This is a genomic window from Variovorax sp. Varisp36 (assembly GCF_047304235.1).
Lineage (GTDB): Bacteria > Pseudomonadota > Gammaproteobacteria > Burkholderiales > Burkholderiaceae_C > Variovorax.
In genome coordinates, this window is sequence record NZ_JBGLYU010000032.1 from 43,426 (window position 1) to 62,039 (window position 18,614).

The 18,614-nt window shown below is 67.9% G+C and carries 18 protein-coding genes; 4 read left to right on the forward strand and 14 right to left on the reverse strand.

What is annotated here, in order from left to right:
* The 3 genes from ACCD11_RS18980 to ACCD11_RS18990 all read right to left on the reverse strand — a co-directional run bounded on the left by ACCD11_RS18980 (window position 1) and on the right by ACCD11_RS18990 (window position 2,665).
* Window positions 1-1,038, reverse strand: coding sequence for an aliphatic amidase (locus ACCD11_RS18980; RefSeq protein WP_007837909.1), 1,038 nt, complete (start codon window positions 1,036-1,038; stop codon window positions 1-3).
* A 173-nt stretch (window positions 1,039-1,211) separates the two neighbouring features.
* The gene (locus ACCD11_RS18985; protein ID WP_413315039.1) at window positions 1,212-1,712 is read right to left on the reverse strand and encodes a hypothetical protein; all 501 of its coding nucleotides are present in this window, start codon (window positions 1,710-1,712) and stop codon (window positions 1,212-1,214) included.
* Entirely contained in the window at window positions 1,709-2,665 is a 957-nt protein-coding gene (locus ACCD11_RS18990) for a LysR family transcriptional regulator (protein WP_413315040.1), read from the reverse strand. The genes ACCD11_RS18985 and ACCD11_RS18990 overlap by 4 nt, the downstream gene beginning before the upstream one ends.
* Before the next feature lie 95 nt (window positions 2,666-2,760).
* Between ACCD11_RS18990 and ACCD11_RS18995 the strand changes: the two genes are divergently transcribed.
* Window positions 2,761-3,756, forward strand: coding sequence for an NAD-dependent epimerase/dehydratase family protein (locus ACCD11_RS18995; protein WP_413315041.1), 996 nt, complete (start codon window positions 2,761-2,763; stop codon window positions 3,754-3,756).
* A gap of 7 nt (window positions 3,757-3,763) precedes the next feature.
* Here ACCD11_RS18995 and ACCD11_RS19000 read toward each other — a convergent pair whose 3' ends face one another.
* The 5 genes from ACCD11_RS19000 to ACCD11_RS19020 all read right to left on the reverse strand — a co-directional run bounded on the left by ACCD11_RS19000 (window position 3,764) and on the right by ACCD11_RS19020 (window position 7,663).
* Window positions 3,764-4,708 carry a glutaminase gene (locus tag ACCD11_RS19000; protein ID WP_413315042.1) on the reverse strand — a complete coding sequence of 315 codons (945 nt, stop codon included), beginning with the start codon at window positions 4,706-4,708 and terminating at the stop codon, window positions 3,764-3,766.
* Window positions 4,705-5,613, reverse strand: coding sequence for a DMT family transporter (locus tag ACCD11_RS19005; protein ID WP_007837903.1), 909 nt, complete (start codon window positions 5,611-5,613; stop codon window positions 4,705-4,707). The genes ACCD11_RS19000 and ACCD11_RS19005 overlap by 4 nt, the downstream gene beginning before the upstream one ends.
* Window positions 5,614-5,698: 85 nt before the next feature.
* Entirely contained in the window at window positions 5,699-6,196 is a 498-nt protein-coding gene (locus ACCD11_RS19010) for a BON domain-containing protein (RefSeq protein WP_007837902.1), read from the reverse strand.
* Window positions 6,196-6,705 (reverse strand): flavin reductase family protein, encoded by a 510-nt coding sequence (locus tag ACCD11_RS19015; protein WP_042674233.1) that lies wholly within the window; start codon window positions 6,703-6,705, stop codon window positions 6,196-6,198. The genes ACCD11_RS19010 and ACCD11_RS19015 overlap by 1 nt, the downstream gene beginning before the upstream one ends.
* Before the next feature lie 43 nt (window positions 6,706-6,748).
* Window positions 6,749-7,663 carry a LysR family transcriptional regulator gene (locus tag ACCD11_RS19020; protein WP_413315043.1) on the reverse strand — a complete coding sequence of 305 codons (915 nt, stop codon included), beginning with the start codon at window positions 7,661-7,663 and terminating at the stop codon, window positions 6,749-6,751.
* Window positions 7,664-7,736: 73 nt separating this feature from the next.
* Here ACCD11_RS19020 and ACCD11_RS19025 point away from each other — a divergent pair, with 73 nt between their 5' ends.
* Window positions 7,737-9,725 carry an alkyl/aryl-sulfatase gene (locus ACCD11_RS19025; RefSeq protein WP_413315044.1) on the forward strand — a complete coding sequence of 663 codons (1,989 nt, stop codon included), beginning with the start codon at window positions 7,737-7,739 and terminating at the stop codon, window positions 9,723-9,725.
* Here ACCD11_RS19025 and ACCD11_RS19030 read toward each other — a convergent pair.
* Window positions 9,707-10,936, reverse strand: coding sequence for a nucleoside recognition domain-containing protein (locus ACCD11_RS19030; protein WP_007837898.1), 1,230 nt, complete (start codon window positions 10,934-10,936; stop codon window positions 9,707-9,709). The genes ACCD11_RS19025 and ACCD11_RS19030 overlap by 19 nt on opposite strands.
* Window positions 10,937-11,007: 71 nt before the next feature.
* Between ACCD11_RS19030 and ACCD11_RS19035 the strand changes: the two genes are divergently transcribed.
* Both ACCD11_RS19035 and ACCD11_RS19040 read left to right on the forward strand, forming a co-directional pair.
* Window positions 11,008-12,585 carry a phospholipase D family protein gene (locus ACCD11_RS19035; RefSeq protein ID WP_413315045.1) on the forward strand — a complete coding sequence of 526 codons (1,578 nt, stop codon included), beginning with the start codon at window positions 11,008-11,010 and terminating at the stop codon, window positions 12,583-12,585.
* Between the two features lie 115 nt (window positions 12,586-12,700).
* The gene (locus ACCD11_RS19040) at window positions 12,701-13,858 is read left to right on the forward strand and encodes an ABC transporter substrate-binding protein (protein ID WP_413315046.1); all 1,158 of its coding nucleotides are present in this window, start codon (window positions 12,701-12,703) and stop codon (window positions 13,856-13,858) included.
* Window positions 13,859-13,964: 106 nt separating this feature from the next.
* Here ACCD11_RS19040 and ACCD11_RS19045 read toward each other — a convergent pair whose 3' ends face one another.
* The 5 genes from ACCD11_RS19045 to ACCD11_RS19065 form a co-directional block, all read right to left on the reverse strand.
* Window positions 13,965-14,669, reverse strand: a complete 705-nt coding sequence (locus ACCD11_RS19045) for an ABC transporter ATP-binding protein (RefSeq protein ID WP_413315047.1) — start codon at window positions 14,667-14,669, stop codon at window positions 13,965-13,967.
* Window positions 14,662-15,429: an ABC transporter ATP-binding protein gene (locus tag ACCD11_RS19050; protein WP_413315048.1), complete on the reverse strand. Its 768-nt coding sequence runs from the start codon at window positions 15,427-15,429 to the stop codon at window positions 14,662-14,664. The genes ACCD11_RS19045 and ACCD11_RS19050 overlap by 8 nt, the downstream gene beginning before the upstream one ends.
* Entirely contained in the window at window positions 15,426-16,388 is a 963-nt protein-coding gene (locus ACCD11_RS19055; RefSeq protein ID WP_413315049.1) for a branched-chain amino acid ABC transporter permease, read from the reverse strand. The genes ACCD11_RS19050 and ACCD11_RS19055 overlap by 4 nt, the downstream gene beginning before the upstream one ends.
* A gap of 127 nt (window positions 16,389-16,515) precedes the next feature.
* Window positions 16,516-17,376 carry a branched-chain amino acid ABC transporter permease gene (locus ACCD11_RS19060; protein WP_413315050.1) on the reverse strand — a complete coding sequence of 287 codons (861 nt, stop codon included), beginning with the start codon at window positions 17,374-17,376 and terminating at the stop codon, window positions 16,516-16,518.
* A gap of 19 nt (window positions 17,377-17,395) precedes the next feature.
* Window positions 17,396-18,595 (reverse strand): ABC transporter substrate-binding protein, encoded by a 1,200-nt coding sequence (locus ACCD11_RS19065; protein ID WP_413315051.1) that lies wholly within the window; start codon window positions 18,593-18,595, stop codon window positions 17,396-17,398.
* Window positions 18,596-18,614: the final 19 nt, after the last annotated feature.

Here is an 18,614-nt window from a genome sequence, read left to right on the forward strand (position 1 = left end):
TCATCGGCCTTGCGCCGGCCCGTTCGGAATACCCTCGATGGGGCACTCCGGCGTGCCCGCCGTGCTGCGCGTGAGCGCTTCCACCATCTCGCGCGTTCCTTCGGGGTCGTTGATCCACTTCGCGTAGAAGTCGTAGGGGCAGGCCGCCAGCCCCTTGTCGCCGTCGCCCGAGTTGATGGTGCCGGTATAGCCGCGGTGCAGCAGCTTGAACAGGTGGTTCTGCGACTGGCCGTTCCTGCGCGCGTCGCGGATCAGGCTCATCGACAGTTCGGCATAGTTGATGCCCATCTCCTCCTCGCCGCACTCGCCCAGCGTGCGGCCGTCGAAGCCGATCAGCGCCGAGTGGCCGAAGTACGAGTACACACCGTCGAAGCCCGCCGCGTTGGCCACCGCCACGTAGGTGTTGTTCATGAAGGCCATGGCCTTCGACACCAGGATCTGCTGCTCCTTGGACGGGTACATGTAGCCCTGGCACCGCACGACGAGCTCGGCGCCGCGCATCGTGCAGTCGCGCCAGATCTCGGGGTAGTTGCCGTCGTCGCAGATGATCAGGCTGATCTTCATGCCCTTGGGGCCCTCGCTCACGTAGGTGCGGTCGCCCGGATACCAGCCCTCGATGGGCACCCACGGCATGATCTTGCGGTACTTCTGGACGATCTCGCCCTGGTTGTTCATGAGGATCAGCGTGTTGTAGGGCGCCTTGTCCGGATGCTCCTCGTGGCGCTCGCCGGTCAGCGAGAACACGCCCCACACGTTGGCGCGGCGGCAGGCGTCGGCGAAGATCGCGGTCTCCTCGCCCGGCACGGTGGCGGCCGTGTCGTACATCTCCTTCTCGTCGTACATGATCCCGTGCGTCGAGTACTCCGGGAAGATCACCAGGTCCATGCCCGGCAGGCCCTTCTTCATGCCGACCAGCATCTCGCCGATCTTGCGGGCGTTGTCCAGCACCTCGGCCCTGGTGTGCAGGCGGGGCATCTTGTAGTTGACGACCGCGACGCCCACGCAATCGCTGCTGCTCGAAATATCACCGTGTCTCATGACGCTGCTCCTGAAGGATGGTTGAGAAAGAAAAACAAGAAAGCCCGGATCGGCGTTCAACCGATCCGGGCTTTCCGGTGGAGCAATGGGTTCGTGTCGTCGAAGCCGATTGTTCTCAACTCAGCGCGGGCTGCACATACGTCATTTCGCTGATTGCGTTGGTACCCGGTGCGTCAGCGCGGCCGCGCGTAGCCGGATTCGATCCACGCACTCGCGCTGCTGGCCGTGAGCCTGAACGCGGGCGACACGTTCACGCTGGCGAGCTCGGAGTCGTCGGCATCGTCGTAGGCGCTGAGCGTGGCCGAGGGGTTGTCCTCGTCCGGCACGATGGCCAGCGCCACGCGCACGCGCCGGTCATCGCGCGTGGTGACGGTCACGCTCCTGTTGAGCGTGGCGTGCAGCTGCTGCTCGTGGCGGCGGATGACTTCGGCGGCGGTCTTCACCAGCGTGGAGAAGGCGGGGCCGTCGAGCGGCTTCGGATTCTTCTTGTCGCGGCCCATGGTCCAGGGGCCGACCAGTGCCGGCTCGGGGTCGCCGTGGCGCGTCATCTCGACGGCCCAGCCGTCGTCTTCCTCGTTCTTGATGATGCGGGCGGTCCAGCGGTCGTCGCGCCAGAGGCGGTCTTCCTGCAGGGGGAGGGAGTCGGAGTCGTTCGGTTCGGTAAGGTCGGTCATTCGGTGGCCTGGGTTCTCGCGGCGGCCATTTTCCCCTGTGTGCCGGCTACTTCCGGCGCGCCAACGTACTGTTGCAGTCCCTCGACCAGCGCGTCGAACGCGGCGCGGCAACGCGGGCTGTGGCGCAGGTCCTCGTGCATGGTGACCCAGGTGTCGAGTTTCATCGAGAAGGTGCGCGGCATCAGGCGCACCAGCGCGTCGCTGCGCCGGGCGAGGCCGACCTGGCAGATGCCGATGCCCGCACCCGCGCGGATCAGCGCCAATTGGGCCAGGTCGCTGTCGGTGCGCAGCGAGAAAGCGTCGCGGCCATAGCCCGGCCACGCCTTGCCCGCCTTGGCCGCGTTGCGCACGAAGGCCGGCGGTTGGTCGTAGCCGATCACCGCATGCGCGGCCAGCGCCTCGAGCTTGCGCGGCGTGCCGTGGCGCGCCAGGTAGTCGCGGTGCGCGTGAAAGCCCAGTTCGATGTTGCCAATGCGGCGCGCCACCAGCTGCTCCTGCTTCGGGCGCACCATGCGCACGGCGATTTCGGCTTCGCGCCGCAGCAGGTCCTGCACGCGGTTGGTCAGCACCAGCTCGACCTTCAGCGCCGGATGCGCTTCGCGCAGCCGCGCCACGATGGGCGGCAGCACTTCCACGCCCATCACCTCGCTGGCCGACACCCGCACCACGCCGCGCACGCCCGCGCCATGGCTGCTGGCGGCGCGCTCCAGCGAGGCCGCAGTGCTTTCCATGGCCTCGGCGTGGGTCTGCAAGGCCAGCGCCACCTCGGTCGGCAGCAGGCCGACCTGCGAGCGCGTGAAGAGCACAACGCCCAATGCCTCCTCGAGCGCGGCCACGTGGCGCCCGGCCGTGGGCTGGGTGATGCCCAGCGCGCGCGCGGCGCCCGAAAGCGAACCCTCGCGCAGCACGCCGAGGAAGGAGCGGTAGAGCTCCCAGCCGATGTTCGAAGTCATACAGAAATGTATAGCTGCTGGTTAATGTTCGGCAATTCCTTTTGAACCTCGCCAAATCCAGAATTCGTCCATCGACAACTGTTCTGGAGCATTTCATGGCACGCAACGACACGGTTCTGGTTCTTGGCGCAACGGGCGGCATCGGCAGCGAGGTGGCGCGCCAGCTGCGCGACGCAGGCTGGCAGGTGCGCGCACTCAAGCGCGGCGCGACCGAAGGCCGCAGCGACGGCATCACCTGGCTGGCCGGCGACGCGATGGATGCGCAGGCCGTGAGGCAGGCCGCGACGGGCTGCGCGGTCATCGTGCATGCGGTCAATCCGCCGGGCTATCGCCGCTGGTCGGAGCTGGTGCTGCCGATGCTCGACAACACCATCGCCGCCGCGAAGGCCGAGGGCGCGACCGTCGTGCTGCCCGGCACGGTCTACAACTTCGGCCCCGACGCCTTCCCGCTGCTGGCCGAAGACTCGCCGCAGCACCCGCTCACCCGCAAGGGCGCGATCCGCGTGGAGATGGAACGGCGCCTCGAAGACGCGAGCCGCCAGGGCGCCCGTGTGCTGATCGTGCGCGCCGGGGATTTCTTCGGCCCGAAAGCCGGCAACAACTGGTTCTCGCAGGGGCTGGTAAAGGCGGGGCAGCCGGTCAAGGCCGTGAGCTACCCGGGCCGCGCCGGTGTCGGCCACCAGTGGTCGTACCTGCCCGACGTGGCACGCACCATGGTCGAGCTGCTCGCGCGGCGCGACCGGCTCGAACCCTTCGCGTGCTTCCACATGGCGGGCCACTGGGACGCCGACGGCACGCGCATGAGTGGCGCCATCGGCAAGGTGGTGGCGCGGCGCACGCGCGGCACCGGCGCCGCGGTGCGCGTGTCGGCCTTTCCGTGGTGGCTGCTGACGCTGGCCTCGCCCTTCGTCGTCACCTTCCGCGAGATGCGCGAGATGCGCTATCTGTGGCGCACACCCGTGGGCATGGACAACGCGAAGCTGGTGGCCTTCCTTGGGCGCGAGCCGCACACGCCGCTCGAAGAGGCGGTGGAGGCCGCACTGGAAGGCATGGGTTGCCTGGCTTCGGCGCCGTTGGCCGCCACGGCCTGAAGAGCGATCAGAACACCGACAGTCCCGTGCGCGCCACGAACATCTCGAGCGCCTTCATGCCCAGCAGCGAATTGCCGGTGGCGTCCAGCGCGGGCGACCACACGCACAGCGTGAGCTTGTCGGGCACCACGGCCACGATGCCGCCGCCCACGCCGCTCTTGCAGGGCAGGCCGATGGAAAAGGCCACGTCGCCCGCCGCGTCGTAAGTGCCGCAGGTGAGCATCAGCGCGTTGATGCGGCGCGTCTGCCGCTCGCCGGTGATCGCAGGCTCGCCGTCGATCGGGTGGGCGCCGTCGCGGCTCAGGTAGGCGGCGGCGCGCGCGAGCTGGCGGCAGCTCATGCGCAGCGAGCATTGGTGGAAATAGGTATCGAGCACGGGCGCGACGTCGTTGTCGATCTTGCCGAAGCTCTTCATGAAGTTGGCCAGCGCGATGTTGCGAAAGCCCGTGTCGGCCTCCGATTGCGCGACTTCGTCGTCGAAGCCGATGGGCTCGCCGCACAGGCTCGTCATGAGCGCGAGGATGTCGGCCTTGGCGCTGCCGCCGTTGGCCTTGGCGTGGCTCACCAGCCGGTCGGCCACTGCGATGGCGCCGGCATTGATGAAGGGATTGCGCGGCTTGCCCTGTTCGTTCTCCAGCTGCACCAGCGAATTGAACGGGTTGCCCGAGGGCTCGCGGCCGATGCGCTCCCACAGCGCATCGCCCATGCGCTGCATGGCAAGCGTGAGCGTGAAGAGCTTCGACACGCTCTGGATGGAAAAGGGCGTCTCGCAGTCGCCCGCACCGGCCTCTTCGCCCTCGCAGGTGCGCAGCGCAATGCCGAACTGCCGCGCATCGACGCGTGCCAGCGCCGGGATGTAGCTGGCGACGGTGCCGCCTTGGCCGAGCTGCGGGCGCAGGGTGGCAACGATCTCGTCGAGTACCGGCTGGAAATTCGTGGTTGTCTTGCTCATGCGCTGCGTTGTACCGCAGGCCGCCGGTTCACCAGCACGATGCCCAGCGCGACGCCGACCAGCGCCACCATCAGCTGCGCCGTGAGCGGCTCCTTCAGCAGCGCCACGCCGAACACCAGCGCGAACAGCGGCGTGAGAAAGGTGAAGGACGACATCTGCGTGGCCGGGTAGTGCCGCAGCAGCCACATCCAGGTGAGGTAGCTGGCGAAGGCGCCGATCACGGTCTGCAGGCCGATGGAGGTCCAGGCCCAGCTGGAGTACGAAAAACTCCAGTGCTCGCCGAGCGCGAGCGACACCACCGGGCACACCGCCGCCGTCACTGCCACCTGATAGAACAGCGTCTTCTCTGCACTGGCCGTGGCCAGCCGCGTGGTGCGCAGCGTCAGCGTGGTCAGGCCCCAGAGCATGCCGGCGGCCAGTGCCATCCCGTCGCCGACGAGCTGCGACGAACTCATGTGGCCGAAGCCCTCGCTGAAAGCCAGCACCACGCCCGAGAACGCGATGAACAGGCCCAGCCACTGGAAGCCGCGCAGCCGTTCGGCAGGCACCCAGCGCGGCAGCAGCAGCGACACCCAGAAAGGCGCGGTGTAGAGAAACACCGTGAGCCGCGAGGCGCTGGTGTGCTGCAGCCCCAGGTAGATGCCGGCGAACTCGCCCGAGAACAGCAGCCCCGCCAGCAGCCCCGGCCACAGCGTGCCGTCGCGCTCGAACAGCGGCACGCGCCGCCACACGCACCACAGCCACAGCAGCACGACCGCGCCGGTCATGCGGATCGAGGCCTGCCACAGCGGCGGCACCTCGGCCACGGTGGTCTTGATGAGGATCTGCTGCAGGCCCCAGAAGGCGCAGCAGGCAATGAGCAGGCCGATGGCGAGGCTGTCGAGATGGGTCTTGCGCTGGATCATTGGCGGGCGGTCGGTCACGGCGGATCGCCCGCCAGATTCATCCGATGATCGTACCGCGCCAGCGTGATCCGCGCGCAAGGCGCCGTCAATTCGCGGCCCGAGGGTAGGGCGGCTTGCCGCGCGTGCCGACCATCAGGTCGGGCACCACGGTCTCGACGTCGGGCAGGGCGCGCGCGGCGCGTTCGAGCTTCTTCGCCAGCGCGGCATTGGGCACGCAGCCCTGCAGGTACACCCAGCGGCGCTGGATCATCACCCACACGCTGCCCTTGTTCACGCCCGGCACGGCCAGCAATGCGGCGCGCACCTTGGGCGCGAGCGGCTTGTCGTAGCGGTAGGCGTTGCTGTCGGTGCATTTGCCGGCCAGCCAGCAGCTGGTGCCGCGCTCCAGCCGCGAATGGGTCTGCAGGCGACGTTCCTCGGCCGTGTAGAACGGGCCTTCGGGCATCGCGCAGGCGGGCAGGCCCGCGGACACCTGGAAGAACGGATCGTCGAACCAGTTCTGCTTGAGCGGCCCCGCCGTTTCCTGCGCCATGCCGGTCTGCGCAGCGAGCAACAGGACGGACAACAGCGCAGGGCGTTTCATCACAAGGGATGCTCGGTATAGAAGCGCCCGCCGTGGAACAGCAGCGGCGAGGCGCCCGCATCGTGCGTGCAGCGCTCCACCTCGCCCACGAAGATCACGTGGTCGCCTTCGTCGTAGCGGCTGCGGTTGAAGCACTCGAAGCTGGCGGCCGCGCCCACCAGCACCGGTGCGCCGCCGAGGCCCTCGGTGAAGGCCACGTCGGCCCAGCGGTCGATGTTCTTGGCCGCGAAGCGTTCGGCCAGCGCCTTCTGGTTGGCCGCGAGGATGTTCACCGCGTAGTGCGAGCCGGTGCTCAGCGCGGGCATCGAGCCGGCCGCGCGCGCCAGGCTCCACAGCACCAGCGGCGGCGCAAGCGACACCGAGTTGAAGGAGTTGGCCGTGAGGCCGACCAGCGTGCCGTCGGCCGCGCGTGCGGTGACGATGGTGACGCCGGTGGCGAACATGCCGAGCGCTTCACGAAACTCGTCGGGCGAAAAGGAGGGCGGCTGGGCCCGGCGGGAAGTGGTCACTGAAAAAGGCGGCAAGGCTTGGAGGGCGGAGGACCATTTTGGCTCAGCGCCTGTCCGGCTGCTTGGCCGGGCTCATCAGCTCTGCCACCAGGCTGGCGTAGACGGTGGCGGCAGGTGAAAGCGTACGCCCTGCCAGGGTCACGAGGCTGTAGTGCGTCTGCATGTGCGCGAGGCCCGCGACCGGCAGCGGAACCAGCGCGCCCGTTTCGTGGCCCGGCCCCGGGGCGTCGGGGGCGAGGATCACCGCGTTGGCCGTGAGCGCGAGATGCCGCAGCGTGCCGGCGTCGTCGCAGGTCACGTTGAACACGCTGCGGTCGCCCCGTCGGGCCTGCCGGTCGAAATGCGTTGCCACCTCGGCCGGCAGGTGCGGGCCGGCCACGGGATAGGCCATGATTTTCTCGAGCGTCGCCTGCCTCAGCCGCAGCAGCGGGTGCTTCGGCCGCACGAAGAACGACACCGGTACGTCGGGCAGGCGCGCGAGCTTCAGCCCGGGTTGCCGCTTCGTCAGGTCGCGCGTGTCGGCGATGAACAGGTCGAGCTGGCGGCGCTGCAGGCGCTCGCACAGGGTGACGGTGTCGGCCACTTCCATGCGCATCTGCAGCTGCGGGTGGCGCTGGGCCATGAGCGACAGCGCCACACGGCCCAGCGTGCCGGCGGCGAAGGGACCGAGGCCCACCGCGAGGCTGCCGATGGCGAGGCCTTCGAGCTGCAGCACGTCGCGCTCGATCTGCTTCGCGTCGGCCAGCAGTTCGCGGGCGCGCGCCAGCACCAGCTCGCCGGCTTGCGTGAAGCGCACGCTGCCGTAGGCGCGGTCGATCAGGCGCGCCTGCAGGCCCTCCTCGAGGTTCTCGATGCTGCGCGAGAGGGCGGGCTGCGACAGGTGCGAGGCCTGTGCCGCGCGGCCGAAGCTGCCCTGGTCGGCGAGGGCGACGAGGTGCTGGAGCTGGCGCAGCTGCATTTTGCGTTCTGGTTAAAAAGACAGCGCATATTTTGCATTTGCCAATGCTTGCAGCGCTTCGCAGAATTGTTGGATGACCCTTTCTTCCTTCTCCACCGCACTCGTTGCCCTGGCGTGCGCGCTGGGCGCATCGTCGATTTCCGCGCAGATCGCCCCCAAGGCGCCGCAGCCCTCCACCTTGCAGGCCAATGCAGACATGGCGAAGACGCTGCCCTTCGCCGACCGGCAGGACTTCGAGGACGCGATGCGCGGCTTCGTCGGCACCGTGCCAGATGCGCTCGTGCCCGGTGCCGGCGCGCGCCCTGTGTGGAGCATGAAGCCGTACGACTTCCTCAAGGCCGACGCGCCGGCCGACACCGTCAACCCGAGCCTGTGGCGGCAGGCGCAGCTCAATGCGATCCACGGCCTGTTCAAGGTGGCCGATCGCGTCTACCAGGTGCGCGGCTTCGACATCGCCAACATGACCATCGTCGAGGGTGACACCTCGCTGATCGTGATCGACCCGCTGCTGGCCGCCGAAACCGCGCGCGCCGCGCTCGATCTGTACTACCGGCACCGGCCCCGCAAACCGGTGGGCACGGTGATCTACACGCACGGCCATGCCGACCACTTCGGCGGCGTGAAGGGCATGGTCGACGAGGCCGACGTGAAGGCCGGCAAGGTGCAGGTGCTCGCGCCCGCGGGCTTCATGGAAACGGCCGTGGCCGAGAACATCCTCGCGGGCAACGCGATGAGCCGGCGCTCGCAGTACCAGTTCGGCTCGCTGCTGCCGCCGGGCGTGCGCGGGCAGGTCGACACGGGGTTGGGCAAGGCGTTGGCGCGCGGCACGGTCACGCTGATCGCGCCCACGGCCACCATCGACAAGCCGACCGAGGAGCGCACCATCGATGGCGTGCAGTTCGTGTTCCGCCTGGTGCCCGGCTCCGAGGCACCGTCGGAAATGCTCATGTACCTGCCGCAGTTCCGCGTGCTGGACATGGCGGAAGACGTGACGCACACCATGCACAACCTCTACACGATCCGCGGCGCCGAGGTGCGCGACGGCAACCTGTGGTCGAAGTACATCGACGAGGCGCGCGTGGCTTTCGGCGGCAAGGCCGAGGTGCTGATCGCCCAGCACCACTGGCCCACCTTCGGGCAGGAGCGCATCGTCGAGCTGCTGAAGAAGCAGCGCGACATGTACAAGTTCATCAACGACCAGTCGCTGCGCCTGCTCAACCAGGGCTACACCGCCGCCGACATTGCCGAGACGCTGCGCATGCCGGCGAGCCTGGAGCAGGAATGGTCGGCGCGCGGCTACTACGGCACGCTGAGTCACAACGCCAAGGCCGTGTACCAGAAATACCTGGGCTGGTACGACGCCAATCCCGCCAACCTGAACCCGTTGCCGCCTGTGGCCTATGCGAAGAAGACGCTCGAGTACATGGGCGGCGCCGATGCGGTGCTGGCCCGTGCGCGCGAAGACTTCGGAAAGGGCGAATTCCGCTGGGTGGCCAGCGCGATGAGCCAGGTCGTGTATGCCGATCCGTCGAACCGCGCGGCCCGCGAACTGGGTGCCGACGCGCTCGAGCAGCTGGGCTACCAGTCGGAGGCCGGCACGTGGCGCAGCGCCTACCTGGTGGGCGCGATGGAGTTGCGCAATGGCGTGCCGAAGATCCCGGCGGGCAGCAGCTCCAATGCCGACACGCTGAAGGCGGTGAGCAATGACCTGTTCTTCGACTTCCTCGGCGTGCGGCTCGATGCGGCCAAGGCCGAGGGCAAGAAGATGGTCATCAACTGGAACTTCACCGATTCGAACCAGCAGTTCGTGCTGACGCTGGAGAACTCGGCGCTGACCCACATCGCGGGACGGCAGCCGGGTGCAGACGCCACGGTGACATTGAGCCGGGCCACGCTCGACGCGGTCACGCTGAAGGAGACGAGCTTTCCTGCGGCGGTGCTCGCGGGCAAGGTGAAGATCGACGGGGACCGCGCGAAGCTGGCGGAACTGATGTCGATGCTCGACACCTTCGAGCCGATGTTCCCGATCGTCGAGCCCAAGGCTCAGCCGAAGAACCAGTAGCACACCGCGATGGCGGCCACCACGCCCGCCAGCTCGGCCAGCAACGCACACGCCACCGCATGCCGCGCGCGCTGGATGCCGACCGCGCCGAAGTACACGGCCAGCACGTAGAAGGTGGTCTCGGTGCTGCCCTGGATGGTGGCGGCCACCAGCGCGGGGAAGCTGTCGACGCCCTGGCTCTTCATGGTCTCGATCAGCATCGCGCGCGCCGCGCTGCCCGAGAAGGGCTTGACCAGTGCGGTGGGCATGGCGTCGACGAAGCGCGCGTCGAAGCCGCCTGCGTGTACCAGCCAGCGCAGGCCGCCGAGCACGAAGTCGAGCGCGCCCGAGGCCCGCAGCACGCCGACCGCGCACAGCATCGCGACGAGGTACGGCAGCAGGTTCTTCGCGATGTCGAAGCCTTCCTTCGCGCCTTCGATGAAGCACTCGTACACCTTCACGCGGCGGATCGCCCCGGCGAGCAGGAACACCATGACCACGCCGAACAGCGTGAGGTTGCCCAGCAGCGACGACAGCGACGCGATGGCCGCCGCCGACAGCGTGCCCAGCAGCGCCATGAAGCCGCCCAGCAGCAGCGCGCCGGGCACGAGGTAGGCCAGCACCACCGGGTCCCACAGCCGCAGGCGCTGCGCCACCGCCACCGACAGCAGCCCGACCAGCGTCGAGGCGCTGGTGGCCAGCAGGATCGGCAGGAACACCAGCGTCGGATCGCCCGCGCCCTGTTGCGCGCGGTACATGAAGATGGTGACCGGCAGCAGGGTCAGCGACGAAGCGTTGAGCACCAGAAAGAGAATCTGCGCGTTGGTGGCCGTCACCGGGTCGGGGTTCAGCCGCTGCAGCTCGCGCATCGCCTTCAGGCCGATGGGCGTGGCGGCGTTGTCCAGCCCCAGCGCATTGGCCGCGAAGTTCATCGTGATGAGCCCGAGCGCCGGATGCCCCGCCGGCACGCCCGGCATGAGGCGCCGGAACAGCGGCCCCAGCAGCCGCGCCAGCCAGCCGACCAGCCCCGCCGCCTCGGCGATGCGCAGGAAGCCCAGCCACAGCGTGAGCGTGCCGAACAGCAGCACCATCACCTCGACTGCCAGCCGCGCCATCGCGAACAGGCTTTCGACCAGGGCCGCGAACACGGTCGGGTCGCCCCCCACGAGCCACCGCCCCAGCGCCGCCAGCGCCGCCATCCCGAAGAAACCCAGCCACAAGCCGTTGAGCACGCTTCTCTTTCCTTTTTTGCGGGTCGATCATAGGTCGCCGCTGCGGCCCGCCGCGAGCTACAGTTCGGGCCATGCGCGCTTTCATCGTTCGTCGTTTCGCCGCCTTCCTGGGCTTTGTTGCGGCCGCATGGCTGGCCGGCTGCGTCAGCCTGCCGCCGCCCGTGCCGCGCGCGAACGTCGCGGCGATCACCGACGTGGCGCAGACCGAGCTCGGGCAGCTGGCGGCCAAGGGAATGCCGGGCGGGTCCGCCGCGCTCTCGGGCTTCCGCCTGCTGCCAGAGGCGGCGTTTGCCTTCGACGCCCGCATCTCGCTCGCGCGGCATGCCGAGAAATCGCTCGACGTGCAGTACTACCTGATCCAGAAGGACGACGTCGGCCTGCTGCTGCTCAAGGAGCTGCGCGAAGCCGCCGCGCGCGGCGTGCGCGTGCGCCTGCTGGTGGATGATCTCTACACGGCCGGCGAGGACGAGGTCTTCAGCACGCTGTCGGCCTTCCCGAACATCGAGGTGCGGCTGTTCAACCCGCTGCCCTCGCGCGCCAATTCGCTGTCGGCGCGGCTGCTGTTCTCGCTGACCGACTTCGGCCGCATCAACCATCGCATGCACAACAAGCTGCTGGTGGCCGACAACAGCTTCGCGGTGTCGGGCGGAAGAAATATCGCCAACGAGTACTTCATGCGCAGCACGGCGGCGAACTTCATCGACATGGACGTGTTGTCCAGCGGCCCCGTGGTGCGCCAGATGTCCGAGGGCTTCGACCGCTACTGGAACAGCGAACACGTGCGTCCCATCGAGCAGATCGCGCCGCTGCGCATGCCGGTGGAAGAGGCGCAGAAGCGCTTCGACGCCATCGCTCGCACCGCGGTGCCCGACGTGCCGATGCGCCCGCGCGACGTCCTCGACAAGCCGCCGGTGGGGCAGGAGCTGATCACCGGCGATGTCGATCGCCACTGGGCGCCGTTCAAGCTGTTCGTGGACGACCCCGAGAAGATCACGCGCAAGCCCGAGGCGGCCTTCGAGGGCAGCGTGACCGAGGGCGCGCTCGGCGTCATCAATTCGGCGAAGCGCGAGGTCAAGATCGGCTCGCCGTACTTCATTCCCGGCGCGCGCGGCATGGCGATGATGAAGAAGGCCATCGAGCAGGGCGGACGCATCACGGTGGTCACCAACTCGCTCGGTGCGACCGACGAGCCGCTCGCCTACGCAGGCTACGAGCGTTACCGCGCCGACATGCTGAAGATCGGCGTCACCATCTACGAGATCGCGCCCACGCTCACGGGGCGCTCGGGCCGGTTCGGGGATTTCGGCAAGTCGATCAGCCGGCTGCACGCCAAGCTCGCAGTGGTCGACGACGACCGATTTTTCGTCGGCTCGATGAACCTCGACCACCGCTCGGCCGCTGTCAATACCGAAATGGGCCTCGTGATCGACAGCCCGGAACTGGTGAAGGACTACGACAAGCTGCTCGGCGGCGAGCGCCTCAACCTGGGCTACAGGCTGCGGCTCGGGCCCGACGGCCGGCGCGTGCAGTGGCTCGAGTACGACGATGCCGGCGGCGACATCGTCCACGAGGACGAACCCGGCGAATTCCTCTGGCTGCGCTTCAAGAACTGGCTGCTGCTGCCCATCGTGGGCGAGGAACTGTTGTAGACAGCTGACTGGCTGAGTCCGAACGTCCTTTCCAGGAGGAGGGAGTGCGTTACATTTCTAGTAGAAATGTGAAGTTTTGTCACTGCCCTTTGGAGGGCTCCTGGAGATTTCCCCCATGACCGTTCCTGCGCCGCGCGAATCGATTGCGCCGCTTTCCACCAGCCGTCGCCGTGCGCTGACCGGGCTGGCCGCAACCGCTGCAGCGGGCTTGGGATTTCCGGCGCTTGCGCAGACGCGGGCGGTGCGCGTCGGCGCCACCTTCGACAACAGCAGTGTCGAGAAGGCCAACGGGCAGGGTCTCTACCAGGGGTCGAGCGCGTTCTTCAACGCGCTGAACAAGGCGGGCGGCATCAACGGTACCAAGGTCGAGCTCGTGATTGCAGACGACACGTTCAAGCCCGAGGTGGCCAAGGCCAACGCGCTGGCCTTCGAGAAGGACAGCTCGGTGCTCGCGCTGGTGCATCCGCTGGGCACGCGCCAGACGGCCGCGGTGATGGATGCGGTCCCCGGCATCGCCGTGGTCGGCCCGATCACCGGCACCATCTCGCTGCGCAAGAAGGTTTCGCCGAACACCTTCTGGGTGCGCGCCAACTACGACCAGGAAGTCGACAAGCTCGTGAGCACGGCCATCGTGCTGGGCCAGAGCCGTATCGGCCTCGTGCATTCGGACGATCCGCTCGGCCAGTCGGTGCTGGGGGCGTTCAAGAATGCGCTGGTCAAGGCCAAGCTGGAGCCAGCGGTGATCGCGACCACGCCCAACACCACCAGCATGGAAGTCGGCCCCGCCGCCGACGCCATCGCCAAGGCCAAGCCGCAGGTCATCGTGGTCGGCCTGGCCGGCACGGCACCGGTGTTCCTGAAGGCATTGCGCGAAGCGGGCAACAGCAGCTCGGCCTACGGCCTGTCGATCACGGCCAGCGCGCTCGCGGCCATGGGCGACCTGGCGCGCGGCCTGGGCTTCGTGATCGTGGTGCCGTCGCCGTATTCGACCAAGTACGAGATCGTGCGCCGCTACCAGGCCGACATGGTGGCCAGCGGCGTCAAGGAGTTCTCGCTCACGAGCCTCGAGGGCTACATGAACGCGGCCGTGCTGGCGGAAGGCATGCGCCGCGCCGGCGGCTCGCTGACGCGTGCCTCGGTGATGTCGGGACTGGCGAGCATCGAGAACTTCGACCTGGGTGGGGTGAAGATCAACTACGGCCGCACGAACCGTGAAGGCGGCCAGTTCGTGGACGTGGCCGTGATCGGCAGCCGTGGGCAGATGCTGAGCTAGGCCTGGTCCTCCCCCAGGCTTCGCGCACTTCGTGTCGCTTCGCCAACCCCCTCGCCGGGGGCAACACCTGCGGCCTGGCAAAACCGGTTCCGCGGTGTTCTGGCAATCAAACCCCGACGCCCAGCAAGCCTTCCAGCAGTTCCTGGTCCGAAGCCAGTTCGCTGCTGGGCCCCGCGTGCACGACGGTCCCGCGCTCCAGCACGATGGCCTTGTGGGTCATCTCCAGCGCCAGCACAGGGTGCTGCTCCACCACGATCGACGCCAGTCCTTCCGACTCGCACAAACGGCGAATAGCAGCAGCCAGCTCTTCCACGATGATCGGCGCGAGGCCCTCCATCGGCTCGTCGAGCAGCAGCAGCTTGGGGTTGGTCATCAGCGCGCGGCCGATGGCCAGCATCTGCTGTTCTCCGCCCGAGAGCTGGTTGCCGTAGTTGCCGCGCCGCTCGCGCAGGCGCGGGAAGAAGTCGTAGACGCGCTGGAGGTTCCAGCCGCCGGGCCGCGAGATCACGGTGAGGTTTTCTTCCACCGTGAGCGACGGGAACACCTCGCGCTCCTGCGGCACCCAGCCCAGCCCCGCACGCACGCGCTGGTGCGACGGCCAGCGCGAGATGTCGGCGCCCTGCCAACGGATCGCGCCCTGCATCACGCGGGTGTTGCCCATCAGCGTTTCCAGCAGCGTGGTCTTGCCCACGCCGTTGCGCCCGAGGATGGCGAGGCTCTCGCCTTGCTGCAGCGAAAAGTCGAGCCGGTCGAGCACGACGGCGTTGCCGTAGCCGGCGGTGATGCGGTCGAAGGCGAGTGCTTCAGGCATGGTGATGCGAGCTTCCCAGGTAGACCTCGCGCACGCGCGGGTCGGCGCCGATGTCCGAAGGCGTGCCCTCGGTGAGGATGCGTCCGCCGACCAGCACCGAGATGCGGCGCGAGAAGCGGAAGACGAGCTTCATGTCGTGTTCGATGAACAGCACGCTGATGTCCTGCGGCAGCGCCGCGATGGCCTCGAACAGCTCGCCGCTCTCGTCCTGCGGCACGCCGGCGGCGGGCTCGTCGAGCAGCAGGATGCGGGGCTTGGCCGCGAGCGCCAGCGCGATCTCGAGCAGGCGCTGCTTGCCGTAGGCCAGCTCGGCCACGGGCACGTCGGCCAGGCTGTCGAGCCTGAGCGTGCCGAGCAGCGCATGCGCTTCGTCGAACACCGCGCTGCAGCCCTTGAGCGGCCGCCACCAAGTGGCGCCCAGCCCTTCGCGCTCGCTGATCGCCAGCACCACCGACAGCAGCGGCGTGAGGCTGGGGAACAGCGTGTTGATCTGGAACGTGCGCGCCAGGCCCATGCGTGCGCGCTTGTCGCACGACAGGCGCGTGATGTCGCGTTCGCCCATGTGGATCGAGCCGCTGGTGGGCTTGAACACGCCGGTGAGCAGGTTGATGAGCGTGGTCTTGCCGGCGCCGTTGGGGCCGATCAGCGCTTGCCGCGCGCCGGGTTCGAGCGACAGGCTCACGTCGTTCACGGCCTGGAACGCGCCGAAGCGGATGCCCAGGCCCTGGGTGCGCAAGGTGTGCGTGGTGCTCGAGCTCATCGCGCCTTCCCCGTGCGAACGAAGCGCGACAGCGCGCCCATGATGCCGCCGCGGCCCAGCATGACCGCCGCGATCAGGAAGATGCCGAGCCAGAACATCCAGTACTGGGGGTTCATGTCGGCGAACCAGTCGTGCACGAGCATGTAGACGATGGCGCCGATCAGTCCGCCGTACAGACGGCCGGTGCCGCCCAGCACGAGGATGATGAGCACCTCGGCCGAGCGATTGAAGCCGATCGACTCGATGCCGACGAACTGCGTGGTCTGCGCCAGCAGCGCTCCCGCCACGCCGGCCACCGCGGCCGAGAAGGCATAGGCCATGCGCAGCCGCGCCTCCACCGGCGAGCCGATGGCGAGCATGCGCTTGCGGCTGTCGTGGATGCCGCGAAGAGCCAGGCCGAAGGGTGAGCGCAGCACCCGCCGCACGAGCAGGAACATCGCGAGCACCACGCCGAAGGCATAGCCGAAGGCGGTCTTGCCGTAGAGGTCGAAGTCGAAGAGGCCGAGCACGGGTGCAATCGCCACGCCTTGCAAGCCGTCGGTGCCACCGGTAATGCCCGAGAGGCGGTTGGCCACTTCGAACAGCAGCACGCACACGCCGATGGTGATCATGAGCCGTGTGAGGTCGGCGCCGCGCACGACGAGGTAGCTCAGCACATAGCCCAGTACGCCGCACACCGCGAGTGCGAACAGCAGGCCGGTGAAGGGCTCGCTCCAGCCGTACTTGGCGAGCAGGCCGGCCGCGTACGCACCAGCACCGAAGAAGGCCGCATGGCCCACGGTGAGGATGCCCGCATAGCCCAGCGCCATGTCGAGCGACACCGCGAAGAGGCCGAAGATCATCACCTGGCTCATCAGCGTGAGCTTGTCGGGCAGCAGGAAGAAGCTCGACGCCAAAGCCAGCCAGAAGGCGATTTCGGCAGCGCGCAGTTGAGTAGGGGAGAGGGTGACTGGCTTCATGCGCGTTCTATCGCTTGTGCTTGTCTTGAGCGCTGCTGTTCGGGGTGCGTGCACAGGGCGTCGGGTACTCCCCCTCCGCGAATGTCCACCGTGTCGGCGTGAGTGCACCCCGAAGGAAACGCGCACATCATGCGAGCCCCTTCTTCGCGACGATGCCGTTGGGCCGCACCAGCAGCATGACGATCATGAAGACGTAGATCAGAAAGGCGCCAGCTTCAGGCAGGTAGTACTTGCCCGCCACGTCGACGATGCCGACCAGCAGCGCCGCGATGAACGGCCCGGTGACGGTGCCCGCGCCGCCCACGCACACCACCATCAGAAAGTAGACGAGGTACTTGAGCGGGAACGACGGCTCCAGCCCCAGCATGCCGAGGCTCAACGCACCGCCAAGACCGGCGAGGCCGCAACCCAGGGAGAAGGTCAGGAAGAACAGGCGCTGCACGTGAATGCCGGTGCCGCCCGCCACGCGCTGGTTGTCCACCGCCGCACGCACCATCGCACCATAGCGCGTCTTGCCCAGGCCCAGCAGCAACGCAAGCAGCACGGCCACGCCGCAGACGATCAGGAACAGACGGTAGCGGCCCACCTCCAGGCCCAGCAGCGACACCCGGCCGTCGAGTGCCGGCGGCAGCGTGAAGGGCTGCATCGTCGGGCCGAAGAAGTACGTGAACGCGGCGATCGACACGAACACCACGCCGATCGACAACAGCACCTGGTCGAGCGGGTGCGCGCGGTACAGCCGCCGGTAGAACACGAACTCCAGCACCGCGCCCACCACCGCCGCCGACACGAAGGCCGCTGCCAGCGAGAGGCCGAAGCCCAGGCCGAAGTGGTTCGTCAGCACGCTGGCCACGTAGCCGCCCACCATCGCGAAACTGCCGTGCGCGAGGTTGACGAAATTCATGAGCCCCATCGTGATGGACAGGCCCACGCCGATGAGGAACAGGAGCATGCCGTAGGCCACTCCATCGAAGATCACGATGCCCATGAATTTCCTGCTGGCTTGCTTACTTGGCGGCGGCGGCTTCCTTGGCCGGGTCTTTCACGCGGTCGAACTTGTCGAACTCGACGTTCACCAGCTGGCCGTTCACGCGCTCCGTCTTGCGGATGTAGACGGTCTGCACGATGTCGCGCGTGGCCGCATCGATCTCGATCGGGCCGCGCGGGCTCTCGAAGCTCAGGCCCTTGAGCGCGTCCATGAACTTGTCGCCGGCGGTATCGCCCTTGGTCTTGGCGAGCGCCAGGTCGATGGCGGCCATCGCGTCGTAGGCGGTCACGGCAAAGTAGCTCGGGCGCAGCTTGGTGCCGTTGTCGGCGGCGAAGTCCTTCACGAACTTCTGGTTCTTGGCCGAGGGGTGCGCGAAGGAGTAGTGGTGGCTGGTGACCAGGCCCAGCGCCACGTCGCCGGTGGCATCGAGGTAGCTGTCGTCGGTGGCCTCGCCGGTGGCGTAGAGCTTGATGCCGGCCTGTTCCATGCCGCGCTCCTTCCACACCTTCAGGAAGGCCGGCGGCATCACGCCCGAGGGAAAGAAGAAGAACACGGCCTGGGGCTTGGCATCCTTGATGCGCTGCACGTAGGCCGAGAAGTCGGGGTTGTTCATCGGCGTGCGCACTTCGCCCGAGACCTTGCCGCCGCCGGCGGTGAAGGTCTTCTTGAAGGCGGTTTCCGCATCGACGCCCGAGGCGTAGTCGGCCACGACCGTGTACGCGTCCTTGATGCCTTCCTTGAGCATGTAGCGCGCCATCGGGTCGGTGACCTGCTGCACGGTGAACGACAGGCGCGCCACGTAGGGCGAACTGGTGGTGATGGCCGAGGAGGCGGCGTTCATCACGATGGTCGGGATCTTGGCCTGCGTGGCGATGGCGCCCACGGCGTATGCGTTGGGGCTGAAGTCCAGGCCGGTAAGGATGCTCGCCTTGTCGCGCACGATCAGCTCCTGCGCGATGCGCTTGGCGGCGTCGGGCGCGGGGCCGGCGGTGTCTTTCTTGATGATCTCGACCGTGCGGCCACCGACCTTGCCGCCATGCTCCTTCAGGTAGAGCGCGATGCCGGCGTCGAACTGGCGGCCGTAGTCGGCGTAGGGGCCGGAGTAGGTGGCAATGAGGCCGATGCGCAGCGGCTCGTCGGCGGCCTGCGCCGCGGCACCCAGCAGGCCGAGGCCGGCCAGCAGCAGGGTCGAGAGGATGGTTCTCTTGGTCATCGTCATTGGAAAACGCCTTTCAGGT

Bases quoted from the DNA above. Each gene is read 5' to 3' on its own strand.
- ACCD11_RS18980 (WP_007837909.1), bottom strand. From the start codon at position 1,038: ATGAGACACGGTGATATTTCGAGCAGCAGCGATTGCGTGGGCGTCGCG.
- ACCD11_RS18985 (WP_413315039.1), bottom strand. From the start codon at position 1,712: ATGACCGACCTTACCGAACCGAACGACTCCGACTCCCTCCCCCTGCAG.
- ACCD11_RS18990 (WP_413315040.1), bottom strand. From the start codon at position 2,665: ATGACTTCGAACATCGGCTGGGAGCTCTACCGCTCCTTCCTCGGCGTG.
- ACCD11_RS18995 (WP_413315041.1), top strand. From the start codon at position 2,761: ATGGCACGCAACGACACGGTTCTGGTTCTTGGCGCAACGGGCGGCATC.
- ACCD11_RS19000 (WP_413315042.1), bottom strand. From the start codon at position 4,708: ATGAGCAAGACAACCACGAATTTCCAGCCGGTACTCGACGAGATCGTT.
- ACCD11_RS19005 (WP_007837903.1), bottom strand. From the start codon at position 5,613: ATGATCCAGCGCAAGACCCATCTCGACAGCCTCGCCATCGGCCTGCTC.
- ACCD11_RS19010 (WP_007837902.1), bottom strand. From the start codon at position 6,196: ATGAAACGCCCTGCGCTGTTGTCCGTCCTGTTGCTCGCTGCGCAGACC.
- ACCD11_RS19020 (WP_413315043.1), bottom strand. From the start codon at position 7,663: ATGCAGCTGCGCCAGCTCCAGCACCTCGTCGCCCTCGCCGACCAGGGC.
- ACCD11_RS19025 (WP_413315044.1), top strand. From the start codon at position 7,737: ATGACCCTTTCTTCCTTCTCCACCGCACTCGTTGCCCTGGCGTGCGCG.
- ACCD11_RS19035 (WP_413315045.1), top strand. From the start codon at position 11,008: ATGCGCGCTTTCATCGTTCGTCGTTTCGCCGCCTTCCTGGGCTTTGTT.
- ACCD11_RS19040 (WP_413315046.1), top strand. From the start codon at position 12,701: ATGACCGTTCCTGCGCCGCGCGAATCGATTGCGCCGCTTTCCACCAGC.
- ACCD11_RS19045 (WP_413315047.1), bottom strand. From the start codon at position 14,669: ATGCCTGAAGCACTCGCCTTCGACCGCATCACCGCCGGCTACGGCAAC.
- ACCD11_RS19050 (WP_413315048.1), bottom strand. From the start codon at position 15,429: ATGAGCTCGAGCACCACGCACACCTTGCGCACCCAGGGCCTGGGCATC.
- ACCD11_RS19055 (WP_413315049.1), bottom strand. From the start codon at position 16,388: ATGAAGCCAGTCACCCTCTCCCCTACTCAACTGCGCGCTGCCGAAATC.
- ACCD11_RS19060 (WP_413315050.1), bottom strand. From the start codon at position 17,376: ATGGGCATCGTGATCTTCGATGGAGTGGCCTACGGCATGCTCCTGTTC.
- ACCD11_RS19065 (WP_413315051.1), bottom strand. From the start codon at position 18,595: ATGACGATGACCAAGAGAACCATCCTCTCGACCCTGCTGCTGGCCGGC.